We start from the raw sequence: 13,810 nt of genomic DNA on the forward strand, positions 1-13,810 counted from the left end.
TTGGCAAAAGCACAGCGTGTTCTTTCTAGAAGAATGAAAGGATCTTCTCGCTGGAATAAACAACGAGTAAGGGTAGCTAGAATTCATGAATATATAGCTAATGCTAGAAAAGATTACTTGGACAAAATATCAACTGAAATCATCAAAAACCACGATGTTATCGGTATAGAAGATTTGCAAGTATCGAATATGTTAAAAAATCATAAGTTAGCAAAAGCGATTAGTGAAGTATCTTGGTCGCAATTTAGAACGTTGCTAGAATACAAGGCAAAATGGTATGGAAAACAAGTCATTCCGGTATCTAAAACATTTGTTTCAAGCCAATTATGTTCTTGTTGTGGGTATCAAAATAAAGACGTTAAGAATCTAAATCTTCGTGAATGGGATTGTCCTGAGTGCGATAGTCATCACGACAGAGATATTAACGCAAGTATCAATCTTAAAAATGAAGCTTTAAGGCTTCTAACCGTAGGAACTACGGGGATAGCCTAATGAATTAGAAGCCACTAGGCTTCTGTACTTAGGAATCTCCCACTTCAAACAGTCCGTAAGGACGTTAAGTGGTGAGTAGTTCAATAACAGTGTATTTATATTTATAGATTACATAAAAAGTCGAATTCCGGGTTACTAGGAATTCGACTTTTTGTATATTGAACATAAATTGACATATTATTTTCGCTAAAATGATGCATTTAGATGTTAAAGGTACCGTAGAAATTTTGGAAGTAAATAGAAGGGAAATGATAAAAAACTTGAGTCTGAGGTAGTGGAGGATAACTTTGGCTATGGAAGGTGGTACTACTTGGATGTGTACCATGATGCCAAAATGATGGGGTGACTTGACCGGGAATTTGATATTGTTGCCAAGTTGCGGGAAGTTCAATTCCTACATCGGAACTAGCCGTATGTACGGCTGGAACGTGTATTTCGGGGGTCGAAGGAACGACGACTGTTACTCTTGAAGATACCCACATAAAATAATCACTCCTAAGTTGTGATAATAAAGTAGTATATTCTTTTTACACATATAAAGGTACATATCGATAGGACTTTAGGCTAAGGTATACGTATTAAGTTGTAAGACCAATTGAAATGGGTAGTGGACCATTTATTATAAAAAGATACGTCTATTTACGGAGGGCAAAGGGCTTAAGAAAATGTAAAATGGAGGTGTTAATTGCAAGAACATACGTATTTATGGAGGAATTTTAATGGAACGATTATGGACGAAATCATTTATTCAAATGACTTTCGCAATGTTATTTTTATTTACAGGATTTTATTTACTAGTTCCAACGCTACCTCTTTTTATTAAAGAGATAGGTGGCAATGAATCACAAGTTGGACTCATGATGGGAATGTTTACAATAGCAGCAGTTGTAATACGACCGATTATCGGAGGAATGTTAGATCAATATGGTAGAAGATCTTTTATTATTTTCGGACTCATCTTTTTTGGGATAACGATGTATTCTTATAATTTAGCGTCGACAATTGTCCTTTTAGCTGTTTTGCGGGTTATTCATGGGGTAACATGGGCTGTTTCTACAACAGCTGTTGGAACAGCGATAACTGATATTATTCCAGATTCACGCCGTGGTGAGGGGATGGGATGGTACGGGATGGCTATGACAATTGCAATGGCAATCGGCCCAATGATTGGATTATCGGTTGTGCAACACTATTCATTTCACGGCCTATTCTTGTTAGCAACTCTTTTATCCTTTATGGCAGTTCTGTTATCGTTCATGACGAAAATGCCCTTCACACCTCAAAAAGAAAAAGGGAAAATGCAGTTGTTTGAAAAATCGGTTCTATCCATTACGATTGTTGTTTTCTTTTTATCATTTGCATATGGAGGGATTACGACATTTCTACCGCTATTTGCATCGTCAATTGATGTGAATCCTGGGACATTCTTTCTTGTATATGCAGTTGCTTTAACAATTGTACGACCAATTTCAGGAAAACTATTAGATAAGTATGGTGAAGTATTTATCATACTCCCGGCACTATGCATTACTATTATCGCAATAGTTGTATTAACACTTTCAAATAGTTTAATGGGTGTAATTATCGCCGCTACATTATACGGTGTTGGATTCGGTTCAGCACAGCCGGCATTGCAAGCAGCGATGATTACAATGGTTGATCCGAGTAAAAGAGGAGTTGCTAACGCTTCGTTCTTTACCGCATTTGATCTAGGGATTGGACTTGGTGCGATTTTACTTGGAGTTGTTTCGCAAATGTTTGGTTACCGAATTTTATTTGCAGGTAGTGCAATTTCAGGGTTACTTGCTTTAATTATTTTTGTTGTTTTTGTAAAACAGCGATTAGGTAAAAAAGAATTTGCGTAAACGGAAGTAACAAAGTTGAAAATTTCAATTGAACGTAACGATTTGCAATGGTTAAAGAATAATATATTAATAGTTCAATTCAGCCGGACTATTCTTTAGGGATAGTTTCTGAGAAATCAGATGGGGAAATCGTATCAGTTGAGAAAGAAGACATTCTATTTTAGGGGATGTTTATAATCTTTAGTACTTTAAAAACTATCATATAGTTGAATCTTACTATGAGGAAACGAAAGAAATTTAATTTAATTATGTAAAAGAATAACTTTTTTAAAAATAAATAAGTTTTATATAAGAATTATATTGATGAGATAGTGAAATAAATTTCATGTAGAAACGAGTTGTATATGTATACAACTCGTTTTTTTTTATTTTCTTAAAAAAATCGGGTGAATGATATATTTTGTGGGATTTTCTGAGTCATCTTTATATTTTGTTTTAATAAGAAATACAAAGAAGTCTGTCCTTTTTTTATAAAATATGAAAATTATTTTTGAAAAATTGTATTGTTACATCGGTAAAAGTATAGGAAACTTATCATTATAAAATAAATTGAAATCTTCTAAAAACTCTGATACATTGAAATAGAAATGTAGTTTCGCAGTATTGTAAAGGCTTACAGTTATGTGCACGAAGATCTATTAGGATTGGAGGAAATAATGATGAAAGCTGAAGAAAAATTTTCCCCGGGATTAGATGGTATAGTGGCAGCGGAGACGAAAATCTCGTTTCTTGACACAGTGAAAGGTGAAATTGTAATTCAAGGGTATGATTTAATCGAACTCTCAAAAACAAAAGAGTATTTAGACATTGTGCACCTTTTATTGGAAGAACATCTACCAAATGAGGATGAAAAAGCAAAACTTGAAAAGAAATTAAAAGAAGAATACGCGGTACCAGAAGGTGTATTCAACGTATTAAAAGCATTACCGAAAGAAACGCACCCGATGGATGGATTGCGTACAGGTGTGTCCGCATTAGCTGGTTACGATAATGATATCGAAAACCGCTCGTTAGAGGTAAACAAAAGCCGCGGGTACAAATTATTGAGTAAAGTACCAAACATTGTAGCGAATAGCTATCATATTTTAAATAATGAAGACCCAATTCAGCCTCTTAAAGAATTAACATATAGTGCGAATTTCTTCTATATGTTAACAGGTAAAAAACCAACTGAACTTGAGGAGAAGATCTTTGATCGTTCCCTTGTTTTATATAGTGAACATGAAATGCCAAACTCTACATTTACAGCGCGCGTTATTGCATCAACTCAATCCGACTTATATGGTGCTTTAACAGGTGCAGTTGCATCTTTAAAAGGTAGCTTACACGGCGGTGCAAACGAAGCGGTTATGTACATGCTTTTAGAAGCTGGTAATGTTGAGAAGTTTGAAGAGTTGCTACAGAAGAAACTATATAACAAAGAAAAAATTATGGGCTTTGGACATCGTGTGTATATGAAGAAGATGGATCCAAGAGCACTGATGATGAAGGAAGCTTTAAAGCAGTTATGTGATGTAAAAGGTGATTATACACTATATGAAATGTGTGAAGCTGGAGAAAAGATTATGGAGAAGGAAAAAGGAATTTATCCAAATCTTGATTATTATGCAGCGCCAGTATATTGGATGCTTGGTATCCCGATTCAACTTTATACACCAATCTTCTTTAGCTCTAGAACAGTGGGACTATGTGCGCACGTAATTGAGCAACATGCGAACAATCGATTGTTCCGTCCACGTGTAAATTACATTGGCGAGCGACATGTACTTAGTAAATAAGAACAACTGGGGAGTTGTTTGCGCCGCCCGCCAGATGGGTGTTTGACCGACACCCATCATTAATAATAACGAATTTTCGACAGAAAGGGAAGAATAGCATGATTAAAACAAATGAAATTAAACAAAAAGATGCATTATTAGAAGAAATTGCGGATTATGTATTAAATAAAGAGGTAACTAGTGCAGAAGCATTCAGTACTGCTCGTTACGTATTACTTGATACGCTTGGATGTGGAATTTTAGCATTACAATATCCAGAATGTACGAAATTACTAGGACCAGTTGTTCCAGGAACAATCGTGCCAAATGGTACACGTGTACCAGGTACGTCATATGTACTTGATCCAGTGAAAGGTGCATTTAATATCGGATGTATGATCCGTTGGTTAGACTATAACGATACTTGGCTTGCAGCAGAGTGGGGACATCCATCTGATAACTTAGGCGGAATTTTAGCAGTTGCAGATTATATTAGCCGTGTTCGTATTTCAGAAGGAAAAGAACCATTAAAAGTACGTGAAGTACTAGAAATGATGATTAAAGCACATGAAATTCAAGGTGTACTTGCTTTAGAAAACAGCTTAAACCGTGTCGGTCTTGACCACGTATTATATGTAAAAGTAGCAACAACTGCTGTAGTTGCAAAAATGCTTGGCGGAACACGTGAAGAAATCTTTAATGCATTATCACATGCATGGATTGATAATTCTAGTCTTCGTACATACCGTCATGCACCAAATACTGGCTCACGTAAATCATGGGCAGCAGGTGATGCAACAAGCCGCGGTGTTCATCTTGCAATGACTGCTCTAAAAGGTGAAATGGGCTATCCAACAGCTTTATCTGCACCAGGCTGGGGATTCCAAGATGTATTATTTAATAAACAAGAATTAAAGTTAGCGAGACCATTAGAGTCATATGTAATGGAAAATGTATTATTTAAAGTTTCATATCCAGCAGAGTTCCATGCACAAACAGCTGCAGAGTGTGCTGTGAAATTACACCCAGAAATTAAAGAAAGATTAGAAGAAATTGATCGTATTACAATTACAACTCATGAGTCAGCAATCCGTATTATTGATAAAGAAGGTCCATTAAATAACCCAGCTGATCGTGATCATTGTTTACAATACATTACGGCAATTGGTTTATTAAAAGGAGATATCGTTGCGGACGATTATGAGGATGCAGTAGCAAATAATCCACGTGTAGATGAATTACGTAATAAGATGGTTGTTGTTGAAAACAAACAGTACAGTTTAGATTACCTTGACCCGAACAAGCGCTCAATCGCCAACGCTGTTCAAGTCCATTTCAAAGATGGCACTGTAACAGAAAACGTGGAATGTGAATATCCACTTGGTCACCGTTTCCGTAGAGACGAAGCAATTCCAAAAGTTGTTCAAAAATTCACTGCAAATATGGCAGGTCATTATTCTAGTAAGCAACAAGAACAAATTCATGAAACTTGTTTAAATGAAGAGAAACTAGAAAATATGAATGTAAACGAATTTGTAGATCTATTCTTAATTTAATAATAGGGGGAATATAGAATGGCTTGGGTTGTGAATAAACAGTCAACACAAGAGGAGCTTGCGAATCGCTTCCGAGCTTTAGTAGAAGCAAATGAAATTTTGCAAATTCCAGGTGCTCATGATGCAATGGCAGCTTTAGTTGCGAGAAATACAGGATTTTCAGCTCTTTATTTATCAGGAGCGGCTTATACTGCAAGTAAAGGGCTACCTGATTTAGGAATCGTGACGTCTACTGAAGTAGCAGAGAGAGCAAGAGATCTAGTAAGAGCTACAGACTTACCAGTTCTAGTTGATATTGATACAGGATTTGGCGGTGTATTAAACGTAGCGAGAACAGCTGTAGAAATGCTAGAAGCGAAAGTTGCGGCTGTTCAAATTGAAGATCAACAATTACCAAAGAAATGTGGACATTTAAATGGTAAGAAACTCGTTACGACAGAAGAATTAGTTCAAAAGATTAAAGCGATTAAAGAAGTTGCACCAAGCTTATATATTGTGGCACGTACAGATGCTCGCGGTGTAGAAGGCTTAGATGAAGCGATCGAAAGAGCGAACGCCTATGTAAAAGCAGGTGCAGATGCGATATTCCCTGAAGCGCTTCAATCAGAAGAAGAGTTCCGTCTATTTAATAGTAAAGTTAATGCACCTTTACTTGCGAATATGACTGAGTTCGGAAAAACGCCGTATTATAGTGCAGAGGAATTTGCAAATATGGGCTTCCAAATGGTTATTTATCCTGTAACTTCACTTCGCGTTGCAGCGAAAGCATATGAGAATGTGTTTACTTTAATTAAGGAAACAGGTTCTCAAAAAGATGCACTTTCAAGTATGCAAACGAGAAGTGAGTTATATGAAACAATTTCATATCATGACTTTGAAGAATTAGATACTGGAATTGCAAAAACAGTATTATCAGAGGATCAATAGATAAAGCAACTAAGGCGATGAGAATACATCTTTGGCAAAAAGAACTGCTTGATGTGAATATTCATCGCCTTCTGTTTTCAAAAATAAGATATTCCACTCATCGTAGACGAGCATATGAAGTAGAAAATAACGCCGAAATGATAGGGGGATTCAGATGGAGAAAACGAAGTTACCGTGGGATGAATTTTTTTCACTTAATAAAGATGTGAATCATACTTTCTTTACGCCAGAAGATTTTTCAGGAGATGAAGATTTAATCGCAAAAACGACAGAACAATTCGTTAAACAAGAAATTGTTCCACAAATGGAGAATATTGAACAACATAATTATAAAGTTTCTCGTCAATTATTTGAGAAAGCTGGAGAACTTGGATTATTAAGTATCGAGGTCCCAGAAGAGTACGGTGGATTTGAGTTAGGAAAGGCAGTTTCAGGGCTTGTAGCAGAAAAAATGGGATACGCTGGTGCATTTAGCGTTTCATTTAATATACACGCAGGTGTAGGTACATTGCCTTACATATATTACGGAACGAAAGAACAAAAAGAAAAATATTTGCCGAAAATTGCATCTGGAGAATGGATTGGGGCTTACGCTCTAACTGAACCGAATGCTGGTTCTGATGCTTTAAGTGCAAAAACGAGTGCAGTATTAAATGAAGATGGTACTGCTTGGAAGTTGAATGGTGAGAAGCAGTGGATCACAAATGCTCATATGGCAGATGTATACGTTGTTTTTGCGAAGACAAATAAAGGAATGACAGCGTTTATTGTCGAAAGAACATGTGAAGGTGTATCCATTGGACTAGAAGAAAAGAAAATGGGGATTAAAGGCTCATCAACCGCTACTCTTATTTTAGAAGATGTTGTCATCCCTGCAGAAAATGTTTTAGGGGAAGTTGGGAAAGGGCATCATGTAGCTCTTAATATTCTTAACTTCGCTAGACTTAAGCTTGCTTTTGGAAATATTGGAACAGCAAAACAAGCAATTGGTTTGTCGGTTCACTATGGAAAAGAGCGAAAACAGTTCCAAACGGAATTAGTAGATTTTACGATGATTCAAGAGAAAATTGCAAATATGATCATTGCTACATATGGAGCAGAAAGTGCAGCTTATCGTACAGCGGGTGTAATTGATGAAGCAATTCATGAGAGTGATGAAGATCTTATGAAGAAAATGTCTCAATTTGCAATTGAATGTGCACTTAATAAAGTAAATGCTTCTGAAACACTAGGTCATATCGTAGATGAAGCTGTACAAATTCATGGTGGTTACGGTTATATGCAAGAGTACGAGGTAGAACGATTATATCGTGATGCTAGAATTAGTCGTATTTTTGAAGGAACGAACGAAATTAATAGATTAACAGTTGCCAAAATGTTAATGAAGCAAATGGAACAAATTGAAGATACAGAAGTAGAGATTGATGTAGCAAATGTCGAAAGAAACCATCGTTACATTTTATTAGCGAAAAAATTGTTGAAACAATCTTTGAAAACGCTCTCTAAAACTCCAGGATTAAAAATTGATCAAGAGCAAGAATATTCACGTGTATTATCAAATATGTTAACGGACGTGTACGTCATGGAATCAGCATTTTTACGTACGAGTAAAGCCATTAGTAAAAATGGTGAAGAGAAAGAGCGTACGAAACAAATGATAACTGACGTTATTTGTGAAGAAGGCTATCGCAAAGTAGAGGAAGCGGCGATTTCTATACTTTCAGCTGCTGTCATAGAAGAACAAGATAGACATGTGATTTTAACTGAAATTCGTCAATTATTAGTGCCTTTATACACGAACGTATTTACAAAAAAGAGAGAAATTGCGAAAGCTATTATAAATCGCGGAAAGTATATTGTGTAAATAGGAGGAAAGCGATATGAAAAAGATTGGTTTTATCGGTTTAGGTAACATGGGTCTTCCAATGTCTAAAAATTTAGTTAAATCAAGTTACACAGTATACGGTGTGGATTTAAATAAAGAGGCTGAAGCTTCCTTTGAAAGTGAAGGAGGAATTATTGGCTTATCAATCTCAAAACTAGCAGAAACATGTGATGTGATTTTTACAAGTTTACCTTCACCTCGCGCTGTTGAAGCGGTATATTTTGGCGAAGAAGGATTATTTGAAAATGGTCACGCGAATGTAGTTTTAATTGATACAAGTACTGTATCTCCACAGTTAAACAAACAGTTAGAGGAAGCTGCGAAGGAAAAGAAAGTAGACTTTTTAGCAGCACCTGTTAGTGGTGGGGTAATTGGAGCTGAAAACCGTACATTAACGTTTATGGTTGGTGGATCAAAAGAGGTATATGACAAAACGGAATCTATCATGGGCGTACTAGGCACTAACATTTTCCATGTTAGTGAGCAGATTGATAGTGGTACAACAGTAAAATTAATTAATAACCTATTAATTGGTTTTTATACAGCTGGTGTGAGTGAAGCTTTAACATTAGCGAAAAAGAATAATATGGATTTAGATAAAATGTTTGATATTTTAAATGTAAGTTACGGTCAAAGTAGAATTTATGAGCGTAATTATAAAAGTTTCATTGCAACTGAAAACTACGATCCAGGATTTACTGTGAATTTATTAAAGAAAGATTTAGGGTTTGCAGTAGATTTAGCGAAAGAAAGCGAACTCCACTTACCAGTAAGCGAAATGCTATTAAATGTATATGAAGAAGCAAGTGAAGCTGGGTATGGTGAAAATGATATGGCTGCTTTATATAAGAAAGTTAGTGAACAATTAATTTCTAATCAAAAATAATAGACGTAAATACATCATAAAAAAGGAGAGAATATAATGATTACAACTGAAATTAAGCGAGTAAAAAATCATATTAATGGTGAGTGGGTAGAATCTACTGGTACAGAAGTAGAAGCAGTTCCAAATCCGGCGACTGGAAAAATTATCGCTTACGTTCCACTATCTCCGAAAGAAGATGTTGAAAAAGCTGTTGAAGCAGCAAAAGCAGCATACGAAACATGGTCTAAAGTACCAGTTCCGAATCGTTCAAGACAATTGTATAAATATTTACAGCTTTTACAAGAAAATAAAGAAGAGCTTGCAAAAATCATTACGCTCGAAAATGGTAAAACATTAACAGATGCGACTGGTGAAGTACAGCGTGGTATTGAAGCGGTAGAACTTGCAACGTCAGCACCAAATTTAATGATGGGACAAGCTCTTCCGAATATTGCTAGTGGCATTGATGGATCGATTTGGCGTTATCCAATTGGAGTTGTTGCGGGTATTACACCGTTTAATTTCCCAATGATGATTCCATTATGGATGTTCCCACTTGCAATTGCTTGCGGTAATACGTTCGTATTAAAAACATCTGAAAGAACGCCACTTTTAGCAGAGCGACTTGTAGAGTTATTCTATGAAGCTGGTTTTCCAAAAGGAGTATTAAATTTAGTACAAGGCGGAAAAGATGTTGTAAATAGCATTTTAGAAAATAAAGATATTCAAGCTGTTTCGTTCGTTGGATCTGAGCCGGTAGCTCGTTACGTTTATGAAACAGGTACGAAACACGGGAAACGTGTACAAGCGTTAGCTGGTGCGAAAAACCATGCGATTGTAATGCCAGATTGCAATCTTGAGAAAACAGTGCAAGGTGTAATTGGATCTGCATTCGCAAGTAGTGGAGAGCGCTGCATGGCATGTTCAGTAGTAGCGGTAGTAGATGAAATTGCTGATGAATTCATCGACGTACTAGTAGCAGAGACGAAGAAGTTAAAAGTAGGTGATGGTTTCCACGAAGATAATTATGTTGGACCATTAATTCGTGAATCTCATAAAGAGCGTGTACTAGGCTATATTAATAGCGGTGTAGCAGATGGAGCAACTTTATTAGTAGATGGCCGTAAAATTAAGGAAGAAGTTGGAGAAGGTTACTTTGTAGGTGCGACAATCTTTGATGGTGTAAATCAAGAAATGAAAATTTGGCAAGATGAAATCTTTGCTCCAGTATTAAGCATTGTAAGAGTTAAAGATTTAGAAGAAGGTATTAAACTAACAAATCAATCTAAATTTGCAAATGGTGCGGTTATTTATACGTCAAATGGTAAGCATGCACAAACGTTCCGTGATAACATCGATGCTGGTATGATCGGTGTAAACGTAAACGTTCCAGCACCAATGGCATTCTTCGCATTTGCAGGAAATAAAGCTTCATTCTTTGGAGATTTAGGTACAAATGGTACAGATGGTGTACAATTCTATACACGTAAAAAAGTTGTAACTGAGCGCTGGTTTTAATAAAGAGTAGACAGCCAAATCAGTTATTAAATGAAAAACACCACTATTAATAGTGGTGTTTTTCGCCGTTATTAATTACTTTTTTCAAAAGCTAGTTTAATACCAAAACCAATTAAGACGATACCCGTTAACCCTTGAATATAACGTTGCGTCTTCGGTTTTTTCATAAAAGCACTAATTTTATCAATTAAAAATATATAAAAAGCGAACCAAATAACTGTTAAAACGAGGTAAGTAAGACCCATAACGAGAAGTTGGATAAACGTATTATGATTTGGATTTAAAAATTGCGGTAAAAAGGTTAAAAAGAAGACTGCAACTTTAGGGTTTAATAAATTTGTAAGAAATCCTTGGCGAAAGCAAGAAGTATGTTCGTTCTCGTTATGCAAAGGTAAATCGTTCGTATCAACACTTTCTTTGTTTCTTACTGCTAAAAGAGCTTTAATACCAATATAAATTAAATATAGAGCTCCAACGTACTTGAAAATAGAGAATAAAAGAGCTGACTTTACAATAAGTGCAGATAGTCCGATTACTGCTGCTAACGTATGAATCAAAAGTGCAATACATGTGCCGAACACTGTTTTTACTCCACCCATCTTACCGGCAACTAATGTGTTTTTCGTGGCCATGGCAGTATCAGGACCAGGTAAAATAATAAGACAAATAGACATAATGATGAAAAGAAAAAAATTTTCAATCATAGTCGCTCCTCCTTTTTTTATTTTTAGAATATTTGATTAAAAATAGTTTAGCACATATTTTGATTTAATAAAATTAAATTTTATTAAAAATTATTAAATAGGAAAGAGGCCATATAGTCGCGTAATGACACGACTATATAGCCTCAGTTTTATCCTGTATAAACGGGGATGATTTATGCATTAAGTAAGTTAAAGAATCGATTTACATCTTCTTCTGAAACATCACTTAACTGCTTATATTTATAAATTGGATTTTGATCTTTATCAACGACAACAGAGCGTACTCCTTCGAAGAAATCCGCATGTCTCATGAAATTTTTAGCAAGTATAAGGTCGGTAGCAAAACATTCTTCAACGGATTTATCTTTTCCATCGATAAACTGTTTTAATGTTACTTTTAACGAAATAGGGGATTTTGATAATAGCGTTTCTTTCGTTTTTATGGCAAAAGGACTTGGATCTTTCTCCAATGAATGGATGATCTCTTCAATTGTATCGAAAGCAAAATGTGAAGTAATTTCTTCTAATGAAGGAGCAAGCTCGCTTTCTAAGCTTGAAGCAGTTGCAAATGTACGAATGACTTCTTTTAAATTAGTATGTACATCATCTTCTTTATGCCAATTTATACTTTCCAGTTCAGTAAGGAAATTTGGTAATGAATCAGATGCCATAAAGTAATCAGCAGCGTTTATAAATAAAACGTCAGCAGCTTTTAAAATAGATGCCGTTAAAGCAACATAGCGACCAGCAAACCCTGGAGCTTTATTTAAGAAATAAGCAGCACCAACGTCCGGGAAGAAGCCGATATTCATCTCTGGCATTGCCCATTTCGTACGCTCAGTTACAATTCGATATTTCGCACCATTTGTAAGACCGACACCTCCGCCCATTACAATTCCATCTAAACAAGCGATGATTGGTTTTTTATATTGATAAATATATGTATCAATTTCATACTCTTCTTCAAAAAAACGTTCCGCATGCTGTAATGCAGCTTCATTTGAACGTGCTTCATAAAGAGTTTTAATGTCACCGCCTGCACAAAAACCTTTTGTGCCAGCTCCTTTTAAAACGATAAGCGCAATTCGCTCGTCATTTTCCCATTCTTTCAGTTTTTGCCCAATTGGTTGTAACATGTCATAAGATAAAGAATTAAGTGCTTTTGGGCGGTTTAAAGTAATTGATGCAACGCCGTTTTCACTAACAGAAAATAAAACGTGTTCAGTCATAATTCATCCTCCCTTACATATCTTCTTATTCTTAATTCTTGATACGTACTGAAATGTCCTTTATAAACTTTGTCTAAAGTTGGCGATACATGTTAATTTGCCAAATGCATATTTTGACGAGTTATATTTGCAGGATTTCGGAGGTTGACAATGAATATTACAACATTACTGTAATTGTAATTATTTGAAGTTATCATGATAAACACGCTATTATATAGGTGTAAATTGTACATAATCACCTTAAAAGGGTATTTGAAATGATTATGATAAAAGAAATATTACTTTTTATTAGAAATAGAGAAAGGAGAAATCGGAATGCCAGGACCTTTACTGTTGTCGGTGATTATTTTGTCTTCTTTAATGATAGGGATAACTCAGTTTTTTCATCATACAGATACGACAGAGGAAGTGAAGGATAAAGTACGTCTCGTATTTCCGATTTTTATCATATCTATTTCTTTTTGTATTTTATTAAATAAGGATGGGTACATCGTCGCTGTATTTTCATTTTTTGTAGCGATCGTTTTAATTACAGTTTTATATTATGTAATGAAAGACTTTATACAAAAATAAAAATGTCCCATGAGACATTTTTATTTTTGAAACGAATAAAATTTCACATACCGTATTATATGTTAAAAATAAAAAACATATAGCGATAGAAAAGTATGTACTTTACCGTGTATTTACTTGTCAATCTTGCATAGCCAATATACTATTAATAGTGTAGAGATTAAAAAAAGGGGTTGTATCTATCATGAAATTTGAGATGCACACAAAAATTATTTCAAATGAAAAAGAAGTAAGGTTACATATAGAAGAAAACATATTTCAATTAAAATTGGATGGTTATCACTTATTTACAGTTCAAGAAATATTACCTTTATATAAATCAAATGAAGAAAGAATTGGTAGTGCAATGATACAAAAATTAGAGTGGGAGAACGGAAAAACTACTATAAACTATCAACTCGTATCACTAAAATCAGTAAATTAAAAGGAGCAGGACAAT

General features: G+C 35.2%; 13 protein-coding genes. 10 read left to right on the forward strand and 3 right to left on the reverse strand.

The features are described from left to right. The coding region (locus MR115_RS00005; RefSeq protein ID WP_242239138.1) for a transposase at positions 1-492 on the forward strand (492 nt) is incomplete at its 5' end. A 200-nt stretch (positions 493-692) separates the two neighbouring features. Here MR115_RS00005 and MR115_RS00010 read toward each other — a convergent pair. After that, complete coding sequence (locus MR115_RS00010) at positions 693-974, reverse strand: hypothetical protein (protein WP_242239140.1); 282 nt, start codon at positions 972-974, stop codon at positions 693-695. Between the two features lie 237 nt (positions 975-1,211). Here MR115_RS00010 and MR115_RS00015 point away from each other — a divergent pair, with 237 nt between their 5' ends. The 7 genes from MR115_RS00015 (at position 1,212) to MR115_RS00050 (ending at position 10,865) form a co-directional block, all read left to right on the forward strand. Beyond that, positions 1,212-2,357 carry an MFS transporter gene (locus tag MR115_RS00015; protein WP_098597167.1) on the forward strand — a complete coding sequence of 382 codons (1,146 nt, stop codon included), beginning with the start codon at positions 1,212-1,214 and terminating at the stop codon, positions 2,355-2,357. Positions 2,358-3,013: 656 nt separating this feature from the next. Next, a complete protein-coding gene (gene mmgD, locus MR115_RS00025) occupies positions 3,014-4,135 on the forward strand; it encodes a citrate synthase (RefSeq protein ID WP_242239142.1) in 1,122 nt (373 codons plus the stop codon). 98 nt (positions 4,136-4,233) lie between these two features. Continuing rightward, positions 4,234-5,670 (forward strand): 2-methylcitrate dehydratase, encoded by a 1,437-nt coding sequence (gene prpD, locus MR115_RS00030; protein ID WP_242239144.1) that lies wholly within the window; start codon positions 4,234-4,236, stop codon positions 5,668-5,670. Between the two features lie 18 nt (positions 5,671-5,688). Next, a complete protein-coding gene (gene prpB, locus MR115_RS00035; RefSeq protein WP_242239146.1) occupies positions 5,689-6,597 on the forward strand; it encodes a methylisocitrate lyase in 909 nt (302 codons plus the stop codon). A gap of 154 nt (positions 6,598-6,751) precedes the next feature. Further along, the gene (locus MR115_RS00040) at positions 6,752-8,461 is read left to right on the forward strand and encodes an acyl-CoA dehydrogenase family protein (RefSeq protein ID WP_242239147.1); all 1,710 of its coding nucleotides are present in this window, start codon (positions 6,752-6,754) and stop codon (positions 8,459-8,461) included. Between the two features lie 16 nt (positions 8,462-8,477). After that, on the forward strand, positions 8,478-9,368 hold the full coding sequence (locus tag MR115_RS00045; protein ID WP_242239149.1) for an NAD(P)-dependent oxidoreductase: 891 nt from the start codon (positions 8,478-8,480) through the stop codon (positions 9,366-9,368). Between the two features lie 36 nt (positions 9,369-9,404). Beyond that, positions 9,405-10,865 (forward strand): CoA-acylating methylmalonate-semialdehyde dehydrogenase, encoded by a 1,461-nt coding sequence (locus MR115_RS00050; protein WP_000633351.1) that lies wholly within the window; start codon positions 9,405-9,407, stop codon positions 10,863-10,865. Positions 10,866-10,936: 71 nt separating this feature from the next. On the opposite strand, the gene MR115_RS00055 is transcribed toward MR115_RS00050, so the two are convergent. Both MR115_RS00055 and MR115_RS00060 read right to left on the reverse strand, forming a co-directional pair. Continuing rightward, on the reverse strand, positions 10,937-11,569 hold the full coding sequence (locus MR115_RS00055) for a LysE family translocator (RefSeq protein ID WP_097819798.1): 633 nt from the start codon (positions 11,567-11,569) through the stop codon (positions 10,937-10,939). 173 nt (positions 11,570-11,742) lie between these two features. Then, positions 11,743-12,798: an enoyl-CoA hydratase/isomerase family protein gene (locus MR115_RS00060; protein ID WP_242239151.1), complete on the reverse strand. Its 1,056-nt coding sequence runs from the start codon at positions 12,796-12,798 to the stop codon at positions 11,743-11,745. 315 nt (positions 12,799-13,113) lie between these two features. On the opposite strand from MR115_RS00060, the gene MR115_RS00065 reads away from it, so the two are divergent. After that, positions 13,114-13,371 (forward strand): hypothetical protein, encoded by a 258-nt coding sequence (locus MR115_RS00065; protein ID WP_001119406.1) that lies wholly within the window; start codon positions 13,114-13,116, stop codon positions 13,369-13,371. A 184-nt stretch (positions 13,372-13,555) separates the two neighbouring features. Next, a complete protein-coding gene (locus MR115_RS00070; RefSeq protein WP_000667347.1) occupies positions 13,556-13,795 on the forward strand; it encodes a DUF2584 family protein in 240 nt (79 codons plus the stop codon). The last annotated feature ends 15 nt before the right edge of the window (positions 13,796-13,810 follow it).

This window comes from Bacillus cereus group sp. BfR-BA-01309 (genome assembly GCF_022664315.1).
GTDB lineage: Bacteria > Bacillota > Bacilli > Bacillales > Bacillaceae_G > Bacillus_A > Bacillus_A mobilis.

Coding starts and splice junctions, on each gene's coding strand:
- prpB (WP_242239146.1), top strand. CDS start 5,689: ATGGCTTGGGTTGTGAATAAACAGTCAACACAAGAGGAGCTTGCGAAT.
- MR115_RS00070 (WP_000667347.1), top strand. CDS start 13,556: ATGAAATTTGAGATGCACACAAAAATTATTTCAAATGAAAAAGAAGTA.
- MR115_RS00040 (WP_242239147.1), top strand. CDS start 6,752: ATGGAGAAAACGAAGTTACCGTGGGATGAATTTTTTTCACTTAATAAA.
- mmgD (WP_242239142.1), top strand. CDS start 3,014: ATGATGAAAGCTGAAGAAAAATTTTCCCCGGGATTAGATGGTATAGTG.
- MR115_RS00015 (WP_098597167.1), top strand. CDS start 1,212: ATGGAACGATTATGGACGAAATCATTTATTCAAATGACTTTCGCAATG.
- MR115_RS00055 (WP_097819798.1), bottom strand. CDS start 11,569: ATGATTGAAAATTTTTTTCTTTTCATCATTATGTCTATTTGTCTTATT.
- MR115_RS00045 (WP_242239149.1), top strand. CDS start 8,478: ATGAAAAAGATTGGTTTTATCGGTTTAGGTAACATGGGTCTTCCAATG.
- MR115_RS00060 (WP_242239151.1), bottom strand. CDS start 12,798: ATGACTGAACACGTTTTATTTTCTGTTAGTGAAAACGGCGTTGCATCA.
- prpD (WP_242239144.1), top strand. CDS start 4,234: ATGATTAAAACAAATGAAATTAAACAAAAAGATGCATTATTAGAAGAA.
- MR115_RS00010 (WP_242239140.1), bottom strand. CDS start 974: ATGTGGGTATCTTCAAGAGTAACAGTCGTCGTTCCTTCGACCCCCGAA.
- MR115_RS00065 (WP_001119406.1), top strand. CDS start 13,114: ATGCCAGGACCTTTACTGTTGTCGGTGATTATTTTGTCTTCTTTAATG.
- MR115_RS00050 (WP_000633351.1), top strand. CDS start 9,405: ATGATTACAACTGAAATTAAGCGAGTAAAAAATCATATTAATGGTGAG.